This is a genomic window from Stenotrophomonas sp. ZAC14D2_NAIMI4_7 (assembly GCF_003086675.1).
Taxonomy (GTDB): Bacteria; Pseudomonadota; Gammaproteobacteria; order Xanthomonadales; family Xanthomonadaceae; genus Stenotrophomonas.
This window is the reverse complement of sequence record NZ_CP025995.1, coordinates 3570157-3588868: the sequence shown is the minus strand read 5'-3', so window position 1 is coordinate 3588868 and position 18712 is coordinate 3570157. Positions and strand designations below refer to the sequence as shown.

General features: G+C 68.1%; 21 protein-coding genes. 13 read left to right on the top strand and 8 right to left on the bottom strand.

Annotation, left to right across the window (positions count from 1 at the left end; translation table 11 throughout):
* Window positions 1-30: 30 nt before the first annotated feature.
* Window positions 31-2412 carry a penicillin-binding protein 1C gene (gene pbpC / locus C1922_RS16510; RefSeq protein ID WP_108750753.1) on the top strand — a complete coding sequence of 794 codons (2382 nt, stop codon included), beginning with the start codon at window positions 31-33 and terminating at the stop codon, window positions 2410-2412.
* A 95-nt stretch (window positions 2413-2507) separates the two neighbouring features.
* Here pbpC and C1922_RS16505 read toward each other — a convergent pair whose 3' ends face one another.
* Both C1922_RS16505 and C1922_RS16500 read right to left on the bottom strand, forming a co-directional pair.
* Window positions 2508-3083: a ferritin-like domain-containing protein gene (locus tag C1922_RS16505; protein WP_108750752.1), complete on the bottom strand. Its 576-nt coding sequence runs from the start codon at window positions 3081-3083 to the stop codon at window positions 2508-2510.
* Between the two features lie 26 nt (window positions 3084-3109).
* Window positions 3110-3592: a peroxiredoxin gene (locus tag C1922_RS16500; RefSeq protein ID WP_108750751.1), complete on the bottom strand. Its 483-nt coding sequence runs from the start codon at window positions 3590-3592 to the stop codon at window positions 3110-3112.
* A gap of 260 nt (window positions 3593-3852) precedes the next feature.
* On the opposite strand from C1922_RS16500, the gene C1922_RS16495 reads away from it, so the two are divergent.
* Window positions 3853-4746: a DnaJ C-terminal domain-containing protein gene (locus tag C1922_RS16495; RefSeq protein ID WP_108750750.1), complete on the top strand. Its 894-nt coding sequence runs from the start codon at window positions 3853-3855 to the stop codon at window positions 4744-4746.
* Window positions 4747-4817: 71 nt separating this feature from the next.
* Here C1922_RS16495 and pilH read toward each other — a convergent pair whose 3' ends face one another.
* Window positions 4818-5189, bottom strand: coding sequence for a twitching motility response regulator PilH (gene pilH, locus C1922_RS16490; protein WP_005410644.1), 372 nt, complete (start codon window positions 5187-5189; stop codon window positions 4818-4820).
* Window positions 5190-5278: 89 nt separating this feature from the next.
* A complete protein-coding gene (locus tag C1922_RS16485) occupies window positions 5279-6274 on the bottom strand; it encodes a YhdH/YhfP family quinone oxidoreductase (protein WP_108750749.1) in 996 nt (331 codons plus the stop codon).
* A 152-nt stretch (window positions 6275-6426) separates the two neighbouring features.
* On the opposite strand from C1922_RS16485, the gene hflK reads away from it, so the two are divergent.
* From hflK to C1922_RS16450, 7 genes are all read left to right on the top strand, one after another.
* The gene (gene hflK / locus C1922_RS16480; RefSeq protein ID WP_108750748.1) at window positions 6427-7563 is read left to right on the top strand and encodes an FtsH protease activity modulator HflK; all 1137 of its coding nucleotides are present in this window, start codon (window positions 6427-6429) and stop codon (window positions 7561-7563) included.
* Complete coding sequence (locus tag C1922_RS16475) at window positions 7560-8423, top strand: protease modulator HflC (RefSeq protein WP_108750747.1); 864 nt, start codon at window positions 7560-7562, stop codon at window positions 8421-8423. The genes hflK and C1922_RS16475 overlap by 4 nt, the downstream gene beginning before the upstream one ends.
* 68 nt (window positions 8424-8491) lie before the next feature.
* The gene (locus tag C1922_RS16470; RefSeq protein WP_108750746.1) at window positions 8492-8677 is read left to right on the top strand and encodes a DUF2065 family protein; all 186 of its coding nucleotides are present in this window, start codon (window positions 8492-8494) and stop codon (window positions 8675-8677) included.
* Window positions 8678-8961: 284 nt separating this feature from the next.
* Window positions 8962-10254 carry an adenylosuccinate synthase gene (locus C1922_RS16465; protein ID WP_108750745.1) on the top strand — a complete coding sequence of 431 codons (1293 nt, stop codon included), beginning with the start codon at window positions 8962-8964 and terminating at the stop codon, window positions 10252-10254.
* Window positions 10255-10378: 124 nt separating this feature from the next.
* Window positions 10379-11023 (top strand): hypothetical protein, encoded by a 645-nt coding sequence (locus C1922_RS16460; protein ID WP_108750744.1) that lies wholly within the window; start codon window positions 10379-10381, stop codon window positions 11021-11023.
* Between the two features lie 58 nt (window positions 11024-11081).
* Complete coding sequence (locus C1922_RS16455) at window positions 11082-11726, top strand: transcriptional regulator (protein ID WP_234413357.1); 645 nt, start codon at window positions 11082-11084, stop codon at window positions 11724-11726.
* On the top strand, window positions 11689-12096 hold the full coding sequence (locus tag C1922_RS16450; protein WP_108750742.1) for a hypothetical protein: 408 nt from the start codon (window positions 11689-11691) through the stop codon (window positions 12094-12096). The genes C1922_RS16455 and C1922_RS16450 overlap by 38 nt, the downstream gene beginning before the upstream one ends.
* A gap of 26 nt (window positions 12097-12122) precedes the next feature.
* Here the strand turns inward: C1922_RS16450 and C1922_RS16445 are convergent, their stop codons facing one another.
* The 3 genes from C1922_RS16445 to C1922_RS16435 all read right to left on the bottom strand — a co-directional run bounded on the left by C1922_RS16445 (window position 12123) and on the right by C1922_RS16435 (window position 14227).
* Window positions 12123-12755 carry a M23 family metallopeptidase gene (locus tag C1922_RS16445; RefSeq protein WP_108750741.1) on the bottom strand — a complete coding sequence of 211 codons (633 nt, stop codon included), beginning with the start codon at window positions 12753-12755 and terminating at the stop codon, window positions 12123-12125.
* Window positions 12756-12759: 4 nt separating this feature from the next.
* Window positions 12760-13716 carry a L,D-transpeptidase gene (locus C1922_RS16440; protein WP_108750740.1) on the bottom strand — a complete coding sequence of 319 codons (957 nt, stop codon included), beginning with the start codon at window positions 13714-13716 and terminating at the stop codon, window positions 12760-12762.
* A gap of 91 nt (window positions 13717-13807) precedes the next feature.
* Entirely contained in the window at window positions 13808-14227 is a 420-nt protein-coding gene (locus tag C1922_RS16435) for a hypothetical protein (RefSeq protein WP_108750739.1), read from the bottom strand.
* A 76-nt stretch (window positions 14228-14303) separates the two neighbouring features.
* Between C1922_RS16435 and C1922_RS16430 the strand changes: the two genes are divergently transcribed.
* The 4 genes from C1922_RS16430 (at window position 14304) to C1922_RS16415 (ending at window position 18509) form a co-directional block, all read left to right on the top strand.
* On the top strand, window positions 14304-14663 hold the full coding sequence (locus C1922_RS16430) for a MerR family transcriptional regulator (RefSeq protein WP_108750738.1): 360 nt from the start codon (window positions 14304-14306) through the stop codon (window positions 14661-14663).
* Between the two features lie 113 nt (window positions 14664-14776).
* On the top strand, window positions 14777-16903 hold the full coding sequence (locus tag C1922_RS16425; protein ID WP_108750737.1) for a methyl-accepting chemotaxis protein: 2127 nt from the start codon (window positions 14777-14779) through the stop codon (window positions 16901-16903).
* 86 nt (window positions 16904-16989) lie between these two features.
* Window positions 16990-17793 carry a hypothetical protein gene (locus C1922_RS16420; protein WP_108750736.1) on the top strand — a complete coding sequence of 268 codons (804 nt, stop codon included), beginning with the start codon at window positions 16990-16992 and terminating at the stop codon, window positions 17791-17793.
* A gap of 26 nt (window positions 17794-17819) precedes the next feature.
* The gene (locus tag C1922_RS16415; protein ID WP_108751634.1) at window positions 17820-18509 is read left to right on the top strand and encodes an alpha/beta hydrolase; all 690 of its coding nucleotides are present in this window, start codon (window positions 17820-17822) and stop codon (window positions 18507-18509) included.
* Between the two features lie 11 nt (window positions 18510-18520).
* Here C1922_RS16415 and C1922_RS16410 read toward each other — a convergent pair whose 3' ends face one another.
* Complete coding sequence (locus C1922_RS16410) at window positions 18521-18703, bottom strand: hypothetical protein (protein ID WP_108750735.1); 183 nt, start codon at window positions 18701-18703, stop codon at window positions 18521-18523.
* Window positions 18704-18712: the final 9 nt, after the last annotated feature.

Below are 18712 nucleotides of genomic sequence, written 5' to 3'. Positions count from 1 at the left end.
TGGCGCGGCCCGTCCTGCTGACCGCACACCATGAAGCGATCGATCAGAATGCGGCTGGCGGCCCTGCGCCGCCGGCTGCGGCCCCTGTGGCCGTGGCTGCGCTGGGGCACCGCCGCGCTGCTGGCCCTGCTGCTGGTACTGGATTGGGCGTTCCCGCCGCCGCTGCCGAAGCAGCGCGACACCAGTACGCTGGTGGTGGCCGCCGATGGCAGTCCGCTGCGGGCCTTCGCCGATGCCGAAGGCGTGTGGCGCTACCCGGCCACGGTGGACAGCGTGTCGCCGCTGTACCTGCAGGCCCTGCTGACCTACGAAGACCGCTGGTTCTGGAAGCACCCCGGCATCAATCCGCTGGCGATCCTGCGCGCCGGTGGCCAGCTGCTGCGCGGCGGCCACATCGTCTCCGGGGGCTCCACCCTGACCATGCAGGTGGCACGCATCCTCGACCCGCACTCGCGTACGCCATGGGGCAAGCTGAAACAGATGCTGCGCGCGGTGCAGCTGGAAGTACACCTGTCCAAGGCGCAGATCCTGGCCTTGTACCTGGAACGGGCGCCCTACGGCGGCACCATCGAAGGCGTGGAGGCGGCCAGCTGGGCGTACCTGGGCAAGTCGGCGGCGCAGCTTTCGCATGCCGAGGCGGCCCTGCTGGCGGTGCTGCCGCAGGCACCGAGCCGGCTGCGCCCGGACCGGCACCCGGAAGCGGCGCAGAAAGCACGTGACAAGGTGCTGGCGCGCATGGCCCAGCAGCGCGTGTGGTCGGCCGACGAGGTTTCTGATGCGCGCATCGAAAACGTGGTGGCGCGCTCGCTGCGGCCGCCGATGCATGCGGCCCTGCTGGCGCAGCGGCTGCACGCGGCCTATCCCGGCCAGGCGCGCATTGAAAGTGGCATCGACATCGGCCTGCAGCGCACCCTGGAAGAGCGCGTGGCCAGCTATTTTTCCGGCCTGCCCGAGCGCACCTCGGCCGCGCTGCTGGTGGTGGACAACCAGACCCTGCAGGCGCGCGCCTACGTGGGCACGCTGTCCTTCGGTGATCGGCAGCGGCTGGGGCACGTGGACATGGTGCAGGCCTGGCGCTCCCCCGGTTCCACCCTCAAGCCCTTCCTGTACGGCATGGCGCTGGACGACGGGCTGATCCATTCGGAAAGCCTGCTGGTGGATGCACCGCAGAGCTTTGGCAGCTACCGCCCCGGCAATTTCGACATGGCCTTCAATGGCCCGGTAGGTGCGGCCACCGCGCTGCGCCTTTCGTTGAACGTGCCTTCGGTGGACCTGCTGCAGCGGGTGGGGGCCGCGCGCTTCGCCGCCCGCCTGTCCCACGCCGGCATCCAGCTGCGCTTCCCGCCGGGCGCGCAGCCCAATCTGTCGTTGATTCTCGGCGGCACCGGCGCGCGCCTTGAAGATCTGGTGGGCGCGTTCGCCGCATTGAATCGCAATGGCATTGCTGGTCGTGTGCGCTATACCGCCGACGAGCCGATGGTGGAGCGCCGACTGGTGTCGCCGGGCGCGGCGTGGATCGTGCGCGAGATGCTCGAGTCCAATCCACGCCCAGGCTACGGCGTGGGCACCTTCGATGTCGGTGGGCGCCCACGCGTGGCGTGGAAGACCGGCACCAGCTACGGCTTCCGCGATGCCTGGGCGATCGGCAGCACCCGCCACTACACCGTGGGTGTGTGGGTGGGGCGGCCCGACGGCACGCCGCTGCCCGGCCAGTACGGTGCAGTGACCGCCTTGCCGCTGATGTTCGAAGTGGTGGACAGCCTGCCGCGCCAGCGCGGTGATGCGGCGGCTGCGCCGATGCCGGCCAGTGTCAGCGAAGCGGACGTTTGCTGGCCCACCGGTGAGCGCGCCGAGGGGCTGCCAGCGGCGCTGTGCCAGCGGCGCATGCCGGCCTTCCTGCTGGATGGTGCGGCGCCGCTGACGTTCCCCGAACGCGACGCGCGGCGCTGGCAACCGGGGCGGCAGCGCTACGTGGCCGACGCGCGCAGCGGCTTGCGCCTGTCCGCCGATTGCAGCGCGCCGCATGTGGAAGTGGCAAGCGAGATCGCGCGCTGGCCGGCGTTGCTGTCACCGTGGCTGGCCAAGGCCACGCGCGATGCCTCGCAGTTGCCCGCGCTCTCCCCGGATTGTCGCGACGATGGCCGCGAGGCCAGCGTTGCCCTGCACATTGATGGACTGAACGACGGCGCCGCACTGGCGCGTGCGCCCAATGCCGAACATGGCGTGCGCCTGCAGCTGCGCGCGCTGGGCAGCGAACAGCGCGTGGACTGGCTGCTGGATGGCCGCTGGATCGCGCAGACGCAGGGAGCGCAGTTGATGCAGCGCGAATTTGCCGAGCCCGGCGCGCATGCCTTGACCGCCCTGGCGTCCGACGGCGCCTGGACCCAGGTGCGGTTCACCGTCATCCGTTGACGCCGCACCCTGCTTTGGTAGGTGCCAACCTTGGTTGGCACACGTCGGAACAACTGCCACCAAGGTGGGCAGCTACCAAGGCGTGCGCCTGGCCGCTATTTCCCGATCCAGCCATCCAGCAGATCGGCGAACTCATCGGCGTGTTCTTCTTCCTGCGCCAGGATCTCTTCCAGGATGCGCTTGGTGGTGGTGTCGCGGTCGCCGACGAAGTTGATCATCTCGCGGTAACTGTCGATCGCGATGCGCTCGGCCACCAGGTTTTCCCGCACCATGTCGCGCAGATCGCTGCCTTCCTTGTACTCGGCATGCGAGCGCGCCGAGAACGTGTCCGGGTTGAGGTCGGGTTCACCGCCCAGCTGCACGATGCGCTCGGCCAGCTTGCCGGCATGGGCCTGTTCCTGCTGGGCGTGTTCCAGGAATTCGGCCTTCACCGCATCGGCCAGCATGCCCTTGGCCATGAAGTAGTGGCGGTAGTAGCGCAGCACGCACACATATTCGGTGGCCAATGCATCGTTGAGCAGCTTGATGACCGCCTTGCGGTCGGCGCTGTAGCTGTCTGTGATGGCACCGTCTTCGATGTTGCGGCGTGCCCGTTCACGCAGCGCCTCGCGGTCGCTGATGGCGGTGACGGTGGCACTGGGCTTGCTGGTCTTGGCTGGCTTGGTGGACATGGCTGGCCGTTTCCTCTGGTTTGGGACTAGGTGGGCAGGTGCTCCAGCACGTACTGCGCCGAAGACACTTCAAATTGACCGGGTTCCTCGATCCACAGCGCCTGCACAACGCCGTCGTCGGCGTACAGAGCGAAGCGGCGCGCGCGGATGCCCATGCCCGAGGCGCTGGCATCCAGCTCCAGGCCCAGCGCACGGGTCAGATCCGCATTGCCGTCGGGCAGCATCAGCAGGCCGTCGGGCACGCGCTGGTCGGCTGCCCAGGCCTTCATCACGAACGGATCGTTCACCGCCATGCAGTAGACCTCGATGCCGCGCTGGCGGAATGCATCGAACGCCTCCACGTAGCCGGGCAGGTGACGCGCCGAACAGGTGGGAGTGAAGGCACCGGGCACGGCGAACAGCACGACCTTGCGGCCGTCGAACAGGGCGTGGGTATCGAGGGTTTCGACGCCTTCGCGGATGCGCTTGAGGGTGACTTCCGGAATGCGGTCGCCGACGTGGATGGTCATGGGAACTCCTTGCGGGGGCAGGCTAGAAGGGTGGGTGGGATGATCGCGTCAAGACATTGGAAAACCGACGTGCACGCCCCATCTTGGAGCGCTGCGGCGGGGGCCGCCAGCCCCAGCCTGCCGTACCGGCATGGCGGCTGCATTGCGCAGGATCAGTCGGCCTCACCAGGGCCGCACGGTGCGCGGCGTAGCATCGCCGGCGCGTAGAATGAACCCGGGGCGGCGCCACCGGCGTGGCCGAAGCAGATCGAGGTAGCTGGATGGAATTCAAGGATTACTACGCCACCCTGGGGGTGGAGCCGAGCGCTGGCGATGCGGAAATCAAGACCGCCTATCGCCGCTTGGCACGCAAGTACCACCCCGACGTCAGCAAGGAGGCCGGGGCGGAAGACAAGTTCAAGGCGGTGAACGAGGCCTACGAGGCGCTGCGCGACCCGGAGAAGCGCGCGGCCTATGACCAGCTGCGCGCGCAGGGCTACCGCCCGGGCGAGGAGTTCAACGTTCCGCCCAACTACGGCGGCGGCGGTTTCAACTTCGAGGAAGTGTTCGGCGGCGGCGGTGGTGCCGGCGGCGGCTTCAGCGATTTCTTCGAAAGCCTGTTCGCACGCCAGCGCGGCGGCCAGGGGCCGGGCGCCGGTCCGGGATTCAGCAGCCAGGGCCACGCGCCCAACCGCGATACCCGGGCCAAGCTGTCGGTACCGCTGGAAGCGGCCTACAAGGGCGACAGCCTGCGCATCACGGTCAACGGCAGGCAGCTGGACGTGCGCGTGCCCAAGGGCATCCGGCCGGGGCAGGTGATCCGGCTGGCCGGGCAGGGCAACCACGGCGGCAACCTGTTGCTGGAAGTGGAATATGCCGCGCACCCGCAGTTCGAGGTCGACGGGCGCAACATCCTCTACACCCTGCAGGTGACGCCCTGGCAGGCGGCGCTGGGCACCAGCATCAGCGTGCCTACGCTGGGCGGTAGCGTGGAGCTGAAGATCCCGGCCGATTCCGATGCCGGCCGCAAGCTGCGCCTGCGCGGCCGTGGGTTGCCGGGCAACCCCGACGGCGACCAGATCGTGGAGCTGGAGATCGTGGCCCCGGCCGCGACCGACGATGCGCAGAAGAAGGCGTACCGCAACCTGGCCAAGGCGTTCGGCGAAGCGATCTGAGATCGGTTGTGGTAGGTGCGGACCTTGGTCCGCACAGCGTGCCAACCAAGGTTGGCACCTACCGCAATGGTTCAGCCCTGGCCGGCGAAAACACGCTCCAGCACTTCGGACAGTTCGTCTTCCGAGAACGGCTTGGTGATATAGGCCTTGGCGCCCTGGCGCATGCCCCACATGCGGTCGGTGTCCTGGTCCTTGGTGGTGACCAGGATCACCGGAATATGCCGGGTGGCCTCGTCGCGGGCCAGCGTGCGGGTGGCCTGGAAACCATTGAGGTTGGGCATCACCACGTCCATCAGCACCAGGTCGGGCAGCTCGGCCTTGGCGGTTTCCACGCCGGCCGCGCCATCAGTGGCGGTCAGGATCTGGTGCCCGAGCTTCTCGACGATGCGCTGTATCCCCAACAGCTGCGACGGTGAATCGTCGACGATCAGAATGCGTGCCATGTTGTTCCCCATGTGTTGCCCGCAGTGTAGTGCGGGCAACGTGATGGCGGGAGGGCCGCGCCCTGCCGTCCGTCGCCTGCCTGCAACGCTCAGTCGATCCGCACCACTGTGCGCCCCAGCGACCCGCCGGCCAGCATCCGTTCGAATACGCCGGGCAGTTCGTCCAGGCCCACTTCAGCGGTGCAGATGCGGTCCAGGTGCTGCGGCTTCCACGCATCGCCCAGCTTGGCCCACACCGCTTCGCGCAGATCGCGCGGGGCATTGGCCGAGGACACCCCCAGCAGCGACACGCCGCGCAGGATGTACGGCATGACCGTCATGTCCAGCGCCGGGCTGGCCGCCAGGCCGGCGCTGACCACGCTGCCGTAGGGCACGGTCTGCGCCAGCAGGCTGGCCAGCATCGGGCCACCGGCGTTGTCCAGGCCGCCACCGAAGCGGGCCGACTGCAGCGGGGCGGTATCGGCCAAAGCCTCGCGCGGCAGTACCTCGGCCGCGCCGATCTCGCGCAGGAATCCGGCCTGTTCGGGCTTGCCGCTGATGGCGTGCACGCTGTAGCCGGCGCGGCTGAAAATATCCACGGCCAGCGCGCCCACCCCGCCACTGGCGCCGGTAACCGCCAGCGGGCCGTGCCCCGGGGTCAACCGGTTGTCCTGCAAGCGCAGCAGGGCCAACGCGGCGGTGAAGCCGGCGGTGCCCAGCACCATGGCCTCGCGCGGGGTCAGGCCGCTGGGCTGGGCGATCACCGCGCTCGATTCCAGGCGCACGTACTGGCTGTAGCCGCCGTCGCGGGTCTCGCTCAGGCCGCAGCCGGTGGCCAGCACCGCATCGCCCTCGCGCCAAGCCGGGTCGCTGGAAGCCACAACGGTGCCGGCCACGTCGATGCCCCCCACCAGCGGGAAGCGCCGCAGGATCCGGCCCTTGCCGGTACCGGCCAGGGCGTCCTTGTAGTTCACCGATGACCAGTGGGCGCGGATCAGCACCTGGCCGGGGGTGAGGTCGTCCACGCCCAGCCGGGTCAGGCCGCTGCGGTAGCCGGCACTGTCGTTTTCGATCCGGAAGGCGGTGAACGGAGGGGTGGGGGCCATCGGCGCTGCCTGACTTCGAGGAAAACACAACCTTACCGCGTCACCGCCCTTTCAATCCTGCCGGTCCGCCCCATCTTGTATGATCGGAGATGGTTCACGGCTGGCGTTGCGGGAAGGGCCCGCGTCGCAGCCCATATCTTGATGGAGCGTGCATGGCCTGGAATACACCCGGCGGCAACAAGGGCGGACAAGGCCCCGAGGACAATCGACGTGGGCCGTTCCGGTCGCGCGGCGGTGGCAATGGCGGTGGCTGGGGCGGTCTGCCCGGGCCGCTGAAGGATCTGTTCGACGGGGGCATCCTGCGTTGGGTGGCGGCGGCCGTGGTGCTGCTGGTGCTGTTCTCCAGCTTCCAGCTGATCGGCGAACAGCAGCGCGGCGTGGTGCTGCGCTTCGGCCAGTTCTCGCGCATCCTGACCCCTGGCCCGAACTTCAAGCTGCCGTGGCCGATCGAGTCGGTCACCAAGGTCAACGCCACCGAGATCAAGACCTTCTCGATCCAGGTACCGGTGCTGACCCGCGACGAGAACATCGTCAATGTCTCGTTGAACGTGCAGTACCGCATCGACGACCCGCAGCAGTACCTGTTCGGCACGGTCGATGCCAACCAGGTGCTGGAGCAGTCGGCGCAGAGCGCGGTGCGTGAGGAAGTCGGCCGTGCCGACCTCAATGCCGTGCTGAACAACCGCGGTCCGCTGGCCGTGGCCGCCGAAGAACGCCTGCAGGCGCTGCTGAAGGCGTTCAAGACCGGTCTGACCGTGACCGGCCTGACCCTGCAGGACGCCCGTCCGCCGGAAGAGGTCAAGCCGGCCTTCGACGAGGTCAATGGCGCCCAGCAGGTCAAGGAACGCCTGATCAACGAAGCGCAGGCCTACGCCGCCAAGGTGGTGCCCGAAGCGCGCGGCCAGGCTTCGCGTGCCCGTACCACCGCCGAAGGCTACAAGCAGGCCGTGGTGTCCAAGGCCGAGGGTGACGCGCAGCGCTTCAGCCTGCTGCAGGCCCAGTACAAGAACGCCCCGGAAGTCACCCGCAAGCGCCTGTGGCTGGAAACCGTGCAGCAGGTGCTGAGCGAGAACCGCAAGGTGATCGGTGGCGATGGCCGCCAGCTGATCTACGTGCCGATGACCGGCGATACCCGCCCCAGCGCCGCGGCGCCGGCGCCGGTGGTGAACCCGGAGGTGGTGATGCCGTCGCTGCCGGGCGCCACGGCGGTGGAAGCTTCCCGTGACCCGGGCCGGCCGGTCGGCCGCCCGACCGGGCGACCCAGTGGCCGTGAGGAGGGCAGCCGATGAGAAGTTCGATGTGGATTGCGGTCGCCGTGGCGGCCCTGCTGGGCCTGCTGGGCTCGGTCTATGTGGTGCGTGAAGACCAGACGGCGATGGTGCTGAACCTGGGCAAGGTGGTCCGTTCGGACATCAAGCCGGGCCTGCACTTCAAGCTGCCGGTGGTGGAAACGGTGCGCGTGTTCGATCGCCGCTTCCAGGTGCTGGACACCGCGCCGGCACGTTACTTCACCGCCGAACAGAAGGACGTCAGCGTCGACTTCTTCGCCATCGGTTACATCTCCAACGTGGGCGACTACTTCCGTGCCACCGGTGGCGACCCGCGCGTGGCCAATGCCCGCCTGGCGCCGATCATCACCGACTCGCTGCGCAACCAGATCAACTCGCGCACCCTGCAGCAGCTGGTCTCCGGTGATCGCAGCGAACTGATCGCCGAACAGCTCAAGGGCATCAACGAAGCGGTGGCCGGGCTGGGCATGCAGATGATCGACCTGCGCATCAAGCAGGTGGACCTGCCGACCGACAGCCAGGTGATCAATGACGTGTACGAGCGCATGCGCGCCCAGCGCAAGCAGGAAGCGGCCAAGCTGCGCGCCGAAGGCGAAGAGCAGTCGCTGACCATCCGCGCCCAGGCGGACCGCGACAGCACCGTGCTGATCGCCGAGGCCGAGCGTGATGCCCAGCGCCTGCGCGGTGAAGGCGATGCCGATGCCGCACGCATCTACGGCCAGGCCGGCGCTGCCGACCCGTCGTTCTACGCGTTCTACCGCAGCCTGGAGGCCTATCGTGGCTCCATGACCGACGGTAACGGCGTGATCGTGCTGGACAAGAACGATCCGTTCCTACAGTACCTGAAGAACGACCGCTGAGTTTCACGCATCACCCACGGGGCCCGGCCAACTGCCGGGCCCCGTGCTTTTTCCGGAGTTCCCCCCCCATGAAAGACCTGTTCGCCGCCCTCTGCCTGGTGGCCGTGCTGGAAGGGCTGCTGCTGTTTGCCGCACCGCTGGCATGGAAGCGCATGGCCGAGCGCCTGCTGGACCTGCCCAGCCCGGCCCTGCGCAGCTTCGGCGGGCTGGTGCTGCTGGCCGGCCTGAGCCTGCTGTGGTGGGCACGGCACTAGTGGCGGCGGGGCGGGGTCAGAGCCCTTTCCTGCGGAAAGGGATCCGACCCCTTCCAGGCGGCTGACCGGCCGGTGAAGCCGTCCGTCGGAAGGGTGGCAGCGGACCCCGGAAACCCGGATAATGCACAAAAGCCGGACGGGCCTCCCCGTTCGGCTTTTTCCGTGTCTGGGCCATCCATCGCCGGCTGCTCCCCGTTTGGAGCCGCCACCCACGCGCTGGCCAGCCCCGCCACGGTTTACCCGTCCGCGGCCCCGATGGCCGCAACAAAATCGAGGAGCCCGTCATGGGTCAGTCTGTCGTAGTGTTGGGTGCCCAGTGGGGCGATGAAGGCAAGGGCAAGATCGTCGATCTGCTCACCGAGGAAATCGGCGCCGTCGTGCGCTTCCAGGGCGGCCACAATGCCGGCCACACCCTGGTCATCAATGGCAAGAAGACCGTCCTGCACCTGATCCCGTCGGGCATCCTGCGTGACGATGCGCTGTGCCTGATCGGCAACGGCGTGGTCATCTCGCCGGCCGCGCTGCAGAAGGAAATCGCCGAGCTGGAAGCCTCCGGCGTGGAAGTGCGTTCGCGCCTGAAGATCTCCCCGGCTGCGCCGCTGATCATGCCGTACCACATCGCCCTGGACCAGGCGCGCGAGCGCGCTGCCGGTGGCAAGGCGATCGGCACCACCGGTCGCGGCATCGGCCCGGCCTACGAAGACAAGGTGGCGCGTCGCGGCATCCGCATCGCCGACCTGCACTACCCCAAGCAGCTGGAAGAACTGCTGCGCACCGCGCTGGATTACCACAACTTCGTGCTGACCAAGTACCTGGGCACCGAAGCGGTCGATTTCCAGAAGACCTACGACGAAGCGCTGGCCTTCGGCGAATACGTGCAGCCGATGAAGTCCGACGTGGCCGGCATCCTGCACGACCTGCGCAAGCAGGGTAAGCGCGTGCTGTTCGAAGGCGCGCAGGGCGCCCTGCTGGACATCGACCACGGCACCTACCCGTACGTCACCAGCTCCAACACCACCGTCGGTGGCGCACTGGCCGGTACCGGCGTGGGCGCCGATTCGATCGACTACGTGCTGGGCATCGCCAAGGCCTACGCCACCCGCGTCGGCGGCGGTCCGTTCCCGACCGAGCTGGACGATGAAATCGGCCAGGGCATCCGTGACCGCGGCGCCGAATACGGTGCCTCCACCGGTCGCCCGCGTCGCTGCGGCTGGATGGACATCGTCGCGCTGAAGCGCGCCGTGGCCATCAATGGCATCAGCGGCCTGTGCATCACCAAGCTGGACGTGCTGGACGGCATGGAAAAGCTGAAGGTCTGCATTGCCTACGAATACAACGGCAAGCGCACCGAGTACGCGCCGCTGGACGCGCAGGGCTGGGAAGACTGCACCCCGGTGTACCTGGAGTTCCCGGGCTGGAGCGAGAACACCCACGGCATCACCAACTGGGACGACCTGCCGCCGGCCGCCCGCGCCTACCTGCGTTCGCTGGAAGAGCTGGCCGGCTGCCCGATCAGCATCGTCTCCACCGGCCCGGACCGCGACCACACCATGGTGCTGCAGGACCCGTTCGCCTGAGCGATTGACCGGTAGCGCCGGGCATGCCCGGCGTCGCTGCAAGGAGAAGCCCCGCGCATGCGGGGCTTTTTCGTTACTGTGTGAGCCATGCCTGCGGGGACGTAGTGCAATGACGAGGACAACGGTGAAGGGCGAGACGGTCGCGCGGGTCACCCTGTGGGTGCTGTGGAGCCTGTGGGGGCTGGCCTGCGTTGTACTGCTGCTGGGCGCGGTCGCCAACCATCTCGCGTCGCGCACGCAGACGCTGCCGCTGCGGTTGCAGCCGGGTGCGTCCGCACAGGTGACGGTCTACCGCTTCATTGATGATCGCCTGCGACTGCGCCTGCGCTATCTGCCCGAGGCAGCGGATCCGGCGCTGGACCCCACGGTGCGGTTCAGCGTGGAAACCCCCACACAGCAGGCGCAGTTCCGCACCAGCGTGCGTGCCGGCCCTGCAACCACGGAGATCGTGCGCCGGCTGGAAACCATCGAAGGCGGGGGACTGTTTGACGCGTACTTCGGTTACGGCCGCGGCGATGCGCTGCCGCGCGGCCGTTCCTGGCTGCGGGTGACCGTGCTGGATGTCGAGCCGGCATTGGCCGGGCGCCCGGCCACGGTGCAACTGTTGCCGCCAATGGACGTGCTGAAGCTGACCGATCTGGATTACGTCTGGTTGTGGCCGTTCTTCTTCTGGCAGGCGCTGGCCTTGGGCCTGCTGGTCGCCGGCGCCGGGCTGATGATCGCCAGCATCGCCCTGCGCCGCTGGCAGCGTCGTGGACCCGCCCGGTAAGGCCGGGCCATGTCTGGACACTTGCCAAATGCCCAATATGGGCAGAATAATGCCCAATATGGGTATCTCCGCCGCCAATGCATCTTCATCCGGCCCCATCGGGCTGGCCGACGCGCTGTTCACCCAGACCCAGCAACGGGTGCTGGCCCTGCTGTTCGGGCAGGACCGCAGCGATTTCAGTATTTCCGAACTGATCAGCGGCAGTGGCGCCGGCTCGGGCGCCGTGCAGCGCGAAGTGGCCAAGCTGGTCGCCAGCGGCCTGGTGAACCAGCGCAAGGTGGGCAACCAGAAGCGCTACCGGGCCAACGCACAGTCGCCCATCCACACCGAACTGGTGTCGCTGGTGCACAAGACCGTTGGCCTGGCCGGTCCGCTGCGTGACGCGTTGCAGCCACTGCAGGACCAGATCACCTGTGCATTCGTCTACGGATCAGTGGCCAAGCGCAGCGACACCGCGCACAGCGACATCGATCTGCTGCTGGTGTCCAACACCTTGGGCTATGCTGACCTGATGGCCGCGCTGGACCCGCTGGAGGAACGCCTGGGGCGGCCCGTGAACCCGACGCTGTACACGCACGACGAACTGAGCGAGCGCCTGCGCAAGGGCAATGCCTTCCTGCAGCGGGTGCTGGAACAACCCAAGCTGTGGGTGATTGGAGGAAAGGATGACCTCGCCTTTGCAGAACCTGGTGGGGCCGGGTAAGCCGCTTTCGCTGGAACCGCCGGATGCGCGCGAGATCGAGGGACTGCAGCGTTCCGGCCTGGCGCGGTTGCGCGATGCACGCAATGCCACGCTTTCGCTGGAAAGCCGCTTCGACCTGGCCTACAACGCGGCCCACGCGCTGAGCCTGGCGGCACTGCGCGGGCAGGGCTACCGGCCCAGCAACCGCTACATCGTGTTCCAGTCACTGAAGCACACCTTGGGCGTGGGCCCGGAGGTCTGGCGCGTACTGGACAAGTGCCACCAGCAGCGCAACCTGGCCGAGTACGAGGGCGAGCTGGATGTCAGCGGTCGTCTGGTCGAAGACCTGATTGCCGCGTGCGAGGCGGTGCGGGTTGCTTCGGGCCTCTAGAACAGTGGGCGCTAGAGCAGCGGGCTCTAGAACAGCGGATACGGATTGATCGATTCACCCTTCCACCACTGCTTCTCCGGCCCCAATACATGCACCTCGAAATGCAGGTGCGGGGCCTCGGCGCTGGCATTGCCGGTGCTGCCCACATAACCGATCACATCGCCGCGCTTGATCGACTGCTTTTCCGCCAGGCCGTCGGCGTAGCGCTGCAGGTGCGCGTAGTAGTAGCACCATTGCCCGCTGGGTTCGAACTGGTAGACGGTCAGGCCACCGCGTTCGCTGTCGAACAGTTTCTCCACGGTACCGTCGGCCACTGCCAGTACCGGCGTGCCGGCCGGCGCCATTATGTCGATGGCATCGTGCACGCGGCCTTCGCTGCGCGCATCGGTGAAGGTGTCGCGCAACTGCGCGCGCTGCACGCCCTGCACCGGCAGCAGCAGGCCGATCGGTTGCGCAGCGGCCGCTGCAGCGGTTGGCATCACAGCAGGCGCGGGCGCCGTCGGAGTTGCTGATGCGGGCGCGGCCACGGCCGCTGGCGCAGTCTGCAGCATGGCCTGCGCTGGCGCAGACGCACGCGGGGGCTCAGCCTCACGCCGCAGCCACCAGCCCAGGCCCAGACCGAGCACCACCCCCAGCACGATCAGCTGCGAAAGCCGCATGGCACTACTCCTGCATCACCACGGGCACCGATTCGTCCACCGCATCGGCCACGCGCAGCACATCCCAGTTGGTCATGCGCACGCAGCCATGCGATTCGGTCTTGCCCACGTGCCCGGGTTCGGGGGTGCCATGCAGCCCATAGTGGGGTTTGGACAGATCGATCCAGACCCGGCCGACCGGGTTGTTCGGGCCCGGCGGCAGCGTCGCCTTCTTGTCACCCTTGCGGGCATCCCAGAACAGCTTCGGGTTGTAGTGGAACGGCGGGTCGCGGAACACGCCGAGGATCTTCCATTCGCCGATCGGCAGCGGATCGTGCTCGCTGCCCGACGACACCGGCACCTGCGCGATCACCTTGCCCTGCGCATCCAGCAGTTGCAGGGTGGAATCGGATTTGTCGATCAGCACCTTGGCCGCCTTCGCCAGCGGCGCCGGGGCGATGTTGGGTACCTGGATGCGACTGCCGGCCTTGCCCAGGTCCACGCCGGGGTTCAACGCTTTCAGCAGTTCCGGCGATGCATGGAAGCGCTCACCCAGCGCTTCTTCCACACTGGCATAGCCCAAAGCCTTCAGCTTGGCCTGCGCGGCCGGTGTCTTAGGTACCGGCTGGAACGGCCCGGCCACGTCTTCGGCGGTCAGCGTATAGCTGGCCAGCGGCACTGTGGCATCGGCCTGCAGCGCCTTCCAGGTGGCATCGTCCAGTTCACCGGTCACCGTCAGCCCGTGCGCGGCCTGGAAACCCGACACCGCGCGGCGCTGGTTGCTGCCCACTTCGCCATCGATCTGGCCGGGCGAAAAATTGGCGCGGTCCAGCAGCACCTGTGCATGCAACGGCGAGCGCAATGCGGTGTCCGGGCCGGCCTGCTCGGCAATGGGGGCAGGCAATCCGGCAGGCGGGGCCTGTGCGAACACAGGGCTGGCCAACAGCGAGAGCGCAAGGACGGCTACACGGGGTGAAAGCATGGAAAACTCCTGCGGGGTACGCAGCCACCATGCCTGTGCCCCGCGGCCAGCCTGCGTGAACGCCCCGCCGTGGGTCTGTGAAGCGGGACGGTCAGGGCGTGTCTGCCTTCTTGACCGCAGGCCCCGCAACCCGTTGCAGCTGCAGCACGCCGAACACCACTTCGGCCGCGGTGAACAGCAGCACGATGCTGCTGGCTCCGTGCACCACGGCGTAGACCTGCCAGACAGCAAACAAGCCGCGGGCAACGGCATCCAGGCGTCCCATCAGCACGCTGGGCGCCCACCAGCGCGCCAGTGACCACACCACCACGACCGATCCCAGCAGGTTGGCCAGCAGCATGTGCAGCGGGTCCAGCGCCGGCACCGTGCCGGGCAGCGACCAGGCGGCGGCCAGTGCGGCCATGGCCGCGTGCACGGCGGAAAAGCCCCAGGGCAGGGCGAAGGGCAGGGTGACCAGCAGGTCGTAGGCGGCGCTGGCACGGACGATACGCAGATAGGAGGGGAGCTGCATGGGGCACTCGTTCGCTGAAAGAGCGCCACTGTCAGGCCTGAAGTGAACTTCAAGGTCAAGCAGGCTTGGAGCTTTCATGCGTATTGGCGAACTGGCACAGGCCTGCGGGCTGTCCCGCGAAGCACTGCGCTTCTACGAGAAGCAGGGCTTGATCGGCGCCCGCCGGCTGGGCAACGGCTACCGCGACTACCCGCCGGAAACGGCGATGCTGGTGCACTACATCCGCACCGCGCAGCAACTGGGCTTCACCCTGGCCGAGATCGGCCAGCGCCTGCCCGCCCTGTGGCAGCAGGAGGACGCCGGCGCACTGCTGGCCATCGCCCTGCAGCAGAAGCTGGCCGACATCGATGCGCGCATCCACGCGCTGAGCGCGCTGCGCCATGACCTGGCCAACCGCTTGGCCAGTGCCTGCCCGCTTCAGCCCTGTGCCGGCTGAAGTGAACCGGCCGCACAAAGTGAACGGCACCGGAAGCGTTCATACTGTGCGCGTCAAGGCGGCGTGAGGGCAGGCCGATAAGGTCGGACCCCCCCACGTCTTTGGATGCAACGATGAACTACTTGAGGAATGTCAGGGTCGCCTGGCGTCTTGGCCTGGGCTTTGGCCTGCTGTTGCTGCTGGTCGCGGCCGTGGTCGCTACCGGTGCCACCGCCACTGCCGTGCAGAAGCACGCCATGCAGCAGGTGGTGGAGGTGAGCGTGGCCAAGGTTCGGCTGCTGTCGGAAATGCTGGATGCCAACAACCAGATGATGGTCGTGCGCCGCGAGATGCTGATCCGCCAGGGCGATGCGCGCGAGGCCGACGAGCAGCGCATTGCCGAGCTGGTCAAACGCTACGAAACCAGCTGGACCGCCTACCAGGCGCTGCCCGGCGATGCCGACGGCAAGGCGATTGGCGAGGCCATCGCGGCCAAGCGCGCCGTCGCACGGCCTCTCAACAAGCAGACCAGCGAGCTGATGTCGCAGGGCGATTTCCCCGGCGCGGTGGCCCTGACCCTGGGCCCGGTGCAGGAAGCAGCCAATGGCTGGAACAAGGCCCTGGCCGATGGCGTGGCCTACGAGGAGCAGGAAAGCCGCGAAGCGGCCGCCGAAGCCATCCGCCTGGGCGAGCGCAGCCTGCTGCAGCTGTTGGTGCTGGGCGGCATTGCGCTGCTGGTCGGCATTGCGGCCTCGGTGATGATCGGCCGCAGCATGACCGCGCCGCTGGCGCGTGCCGTGCAGTTGGCCCAGCGCCTGTCCAAGGGCGAACTGGACCAGGAATTCCGCCTGGGCGGCCGCGATGAGCTGACCCAGCTGGGCGAGGCCATGGCCAGCGTGCGGCAGAGCGTGCAGGCGGCCATCGGCGCGCAGCTGCAGATGGCCGAGCAGCACGAGGCCGGCGCGATCCGCTACCGCATGGACGCCAGCGCCTTCCCCGGGGATTTTGGCCGCATGGTACAGGCCACCAACACGCTGGTGGAATCGCACGTGCAGGTGGAACTGCTGATGGCCGAGGTCATGCAGCGCTACGCGATCGGCGATCTCAGCCGCGATCTGCCGCAATACCCGGGCGAAAAGGGCGAATTCACCCGCACCCTGGCCGCGGTGAAGCAGAGCCTGATGGCCGTCAGTGCGCAGATCGACGGCCTGGCCCGTGCAGCGGGCGCCGGCGATTTCAGCGTGCGTGGCGATGCCGCTGCGTTCCAGTTCCAGTACCAGGCCATGGTCGAGCATCTGAACGCGATGATGGCCAGCTCGCAGTCCAGCATTTCCGATGTGTCCGACGTGCTGCAGGCCATTGCCCAGGGCGACCTGACCGCGCGCATGGAAGGCCAGTACCAGGGCGTGTTCGCGCGCATGCGCGATGATGCCAACACCACTACCGCGCAGCTGACCGGCATCGTGCGCGGCATCCAGGATGCCGCCGGCAGCATCAACAACGCGGCCCAGGAACTGGCCGCCGGCAACAGTGACCTGTCGCGCCGTACCGAACAGCAGGCAGCGAATCTGGAGGAAGCAGCAGCTTCGATGGAAGAACTCACCTCGACCGTGCGCCAGAACGCCGAGCTGGCCCGCCAGGCCGACAGCGAAGCCCATGCGGCCGGTGCCGCGGTGCGTGCCACCGAACAGGCCATGGCGCAGATGGCAACGGTGATGGGTGAGATCGACCAGTCCTCGGCACGCATTTCGGAAATCTCCGCCACCATCGACGGCATCGCGTTCCAGACCAACATCCTGGCGCTCAATGCCGCCGTGGAAGCGGCGCGTGCCGGCGAGCAGGGGCGTGGCTTTGCCGTGGTGGCCAGTGAAGTGCGCACCCTGGCCCAGCGTGCCGGCGTGGCCGCCAAGGAGATCAAGGAGCTGATCGACGATTCGGCGGCCAAGGTGCGCAGCGGCCTGGACGTGACGGTGGAGTCGCAGGCTGCCATTGCCCGCCTGGCCCAGGCCAGCGCACGCACCAACCAGCTGATGAGCGATATTGCCGCGGCCAGCAAGGAGCAGGCGGCCGGTATCGAGCAGGTCAACCAAGTGGTGGTGCAGATGGACCAGGTGACCCAGCAGAACGCGGCACTGGTGGAAGAAGCCACCGCAGCCAGCCGCGCGCTGGAAGAGCAGGCCGAGGCGCTGGCCACGTCGGTGGCGGTATTCCAGCTGGAGCAGGGCACTGCTGCCCGCGCCGCGGTGGCGCGCGCGGCCTGACCGGCCGCCACAGGTAGCGTCGAGCTTGCTCGACTCTACCGCCGGGCGCCGTTTTCGGCGATGCTCGGGGCAAAGGGGGATCGGGCATGGACAGCAGGGAACCAGAACCGGCCTATGGCGATGTGCCACGGCTGCAGGATATCGAGGTCGTAGCCGTTGCCGCGCGGGAGCCGCCGACCGACTGGTCGATGCTGCCGCTGACCCGTGGCGACGATGATTCCCTGGTGATGCGGGCCCTGCGGCGCATGCGGCGCGAACCGGCGCTGCTGTTCACCGTGGCCTATCTGCTGGTGTCACTGCTGGGCCTGTGGTGCAGTTTCTGGTTTTACCAGGGCTTTGAACTCTCCATCCTGGATTACATGCAGCCCAGCGACTTCCTGGTGGCCGGCATGCGCGACCCCGTCTACGTGCTGTTGTTGTTGCTGGGCGTGCTGCTGGTGCTGCTGGTCAGCTGGCCCGACACCCTGCGCGCGCGCAACGCGGCCAAGCTGCAGACGCTGCGCCAGCGCAGCGTGCTGTGGCGGGTGGTGCTGTCGCGCTCGAAGCTGACCAGCTGGGAGGGATTGGGACTGCGTGCGCTCACTGCGATGACCCTGGCCGTGGCGGCGTTCATGGCCATCGGCGCAGCGAACTACGTGATGGTGCGCGGCGAACAGATCCGCAACCACGGGCGCGGCGAAGTCGTGCAGCTGCAGCTCAATGGCGATGCGGCACCGCTGCCGGGTACTGCGCGTCTGCTCGGTTCCAGCGGTGCGTTCCTGTTCGTCTGGTGGCCGCAGCAGCGGCGCGCCGAAGCGATTCCGATCGCCGCCGTGCGCAAGCTGCAGGCGCTGCCGGTGGCGGTGCGCACGCCCGCACCTACCCCACCCGCGCCGGGGGCGCCTCGTTGACCGGCCCGGTGCCGCCCTGCCTGGTGATGTTGCCGGGGCTCGATGGCACCGGCCACCTGTCGGTCGCGTTCCTGGCCGCCATGCGGGCTGGCGGTGTGCCCACCCGCGCGCTGGCTCTGCCCGCCACCGGGCCGCAGGACTACGCCAGCCTGCTGCATCTGCTGCGCCCGCAGCTGCCCACTCAGCCGTTCGTGCTGCTGGGCGAATCCTTCGCCGGGCCATTGGCCATGCAGCTGGCCGCCGAGGCACCGCCGGCCCTGCGCGGACTGGTGCTGTGCAATACCTTCGCGCGCCGTCCATTGCCAGTCCCGGCCGCCAGCGCCGCACTGCTGGCGCCGGCCTGGCCACTGCCGGTGTGGCCGATGCCACCGTTGCTGCTGCTGTCGAGGCTGCTGCTGGGGCGCTGGCGCAGCCGGCAGACCGTGCGTGAGCTGCGCCTGGCGCTTGCCCAGGTGCCAGCAACCACGCTGCGCCAGCGCGCCGCCGCCACCCTGCGCGTGGACGCGCGGCAGGCGCTGCCACGCATCGCGGTGCCCACGTTGTGCCTGCAGGCCCGCCAGGATCGCCTGCTCTGGCCGCCCAGCGTGGCTGAGCTGCAGGCGCTGCTGCCGGACGCCCGGCATGTCACCCTGGAAGGGCCACACCTGCTGTTGCAGGCGCGCACCGACGCAGCCACCACTGTGGTGTCCAACTGGGTGAAGGCGCTGCCGGGCTGACGCGCCGTTCGCTAGCGGTGGTCCTTGCGGCCACTGCCACTGCGCTTGCCACCGCCGTCCTGCTTGTTCACGGTGGCCCAGGCAATACGCTCGGCCGTGGTCTTGCTGGCGCCACGCTCGCGTTCGCTTTCTTCGATGTGCGCGGCCTGGCGCTTCTGCTTGTCGGTGTACGCGGATTTGTCACCTTGGGACATGTCGTTTCT

What these genes read in the sequence shown, in the direction of transcription:
- pbpC (WP_108750753.1), top strand. Translation starts at nt 31, where the DNA reads ATGAAGCGATCGATCAGAATGCGGCTGGCGGCCCTGCGCCGCCGGCTG.
- C1922_RS16505 (WP_108750752.1), bottom strand. Translation starts at nt 3,083, where the DNA reads ATGTCCACCAAGCCAGCCAAGACCAGCAAGCCCAGTGCCACCGTCACC.
- C1922_RS16500 (WP_108750751.1), bottom strand. Translation starts at nt 3,592, where the DNA reads ATGACCATCCACGTCGGCGACCGCATTCCGGAAGTCACCCTCAAGCGC.
- C1922_RS16495 (WP_108750750.1), top strand. Translation starts at nt 3,853, where the DNA reads ATGGAATTCAAGGATTACTACGCCACCCTGGGGGTGGAGCCGAGCGCT.
- pilH (WP_005410644.1), bottom strand. Translation starts at nt 5,189, where the DNA reads ATGGCACGCATTCTGATCGTCGACGATTCACCGTCGCAGCTGTTGGGG.
- C1922_RS16485 (WP_108750749.1), bottom strand. Translation starts at nt 6,274, where the DNA reads ATGGCCCCCACCCCTCCGTTCACCGCCTTCCGGATCGAAAACGACAGT.
- hflK (WP_108750748.1), top strand. Translation starts at nt 6,427, where the DNA reads ATGGCCTGGAATACACCCGGCGGCAACAAGGGCGGACAAGGCCCCGAG.
- C1922_RS16475 (WP_108750747.1), top strand. Translation starts at nt 7,560, where the DNA reads ATGAGAAGTTCGATGTGGATTGCGGTCGCCGTGGCGGCCCTGCTGGGC.
- C1922_RS16470 (WP_108750746.1), top strand. Translation starts at nt 8,492, where the DNA reads ATGAAAGACCTGTTCGCCGCCCTCTGCCTGGTGGCCGTGCTGGAAGGG.
- C1922_RS16465 (WP_108750745.1), top strand. Translation starts at nt 8,962, where the DNA reads ATGGGTCAGTCTGTCGTAGTGTTGGGTGCCCAGTGGGGCGATGAAGGC.
- C1922_RS16455 (WP_234413357.1), top strand. Translation starts at nt 11,082, where the DNA reads ATGGGTATCTCCGCCGCCAATGCATCTTCATCCGGCCCCATCGGGCTG.
- C1922_RS16450 (WP_108750742.1), top strand. Translation starts at nt 11,689, where the DNA reads ATGACCTCGCCTTTGCAGAACCTGGTGGGGCCGGGTAAGCCGCTTTCG.
- C1922_RS16445 (WP_108750741.1), bottom strand. Translation starts at nt 12,755, where the DNA reads ATGCGGCTTTCGCAGCTGATCGTGCTGGGGGTGGTGCTCGGTCTGGGC.
- C1922_RS16440 (WP_108750740.1), bottom strand. Translation starts at nt 13,716, where the DNA reads ATGCTTTCACCCCGTGTAGCCGTCCTTGCGCTCTCGCTGTTGGCCAGC.
- C1922_RS16435 (WP_108750739.1), bottom strand. Translation starts at nt 14,227, where the DNA reads ATGCAGCTCCCCTCCTATCTGCGTATCGTCCGTGCCAGCGCCGCCTAC.
- C1922_RS16430 (WP_108750738.1), top strand. Translation starts at nt 14,304, where the DNA reads ATGCGTATTGGCGAACTGGCACAGGCCTGCGGGCTGTCCCGCGAAGCA.
- C1922_RS16425 (WP_108750737.1), top strand. Translation starts at nt 14,777, where the DNA reads ATGAACTACTTGAGGAATGTCAGGGTCGCCTGGCGTCTTGGCCTGGGC.
- C1922_RS16420 (WP_108750736.1), top strand. Translation starts at nt 16,990, where the DNA reads ATGGACAGCAGGGAACCAGAACCGGCCTATGGCGATGTGCCACGGCTG.
- C1922_RS16415 (WP_108751634.1), top strand. Translation starts at nt 17,820, where the DNA reads ATGTTGCCGGGGCTCGATGGCACCGGCCACCTGTCGGTCGCGTTCCTG.
- C1922_RS16410 (WP_108750735.1), bottom strand. Translation starts at nt 18,703, where the DNA reads ATGTCCCAAGGTGACAAATCCGCGTACACCGACAAGCAGAAGCGCCAG.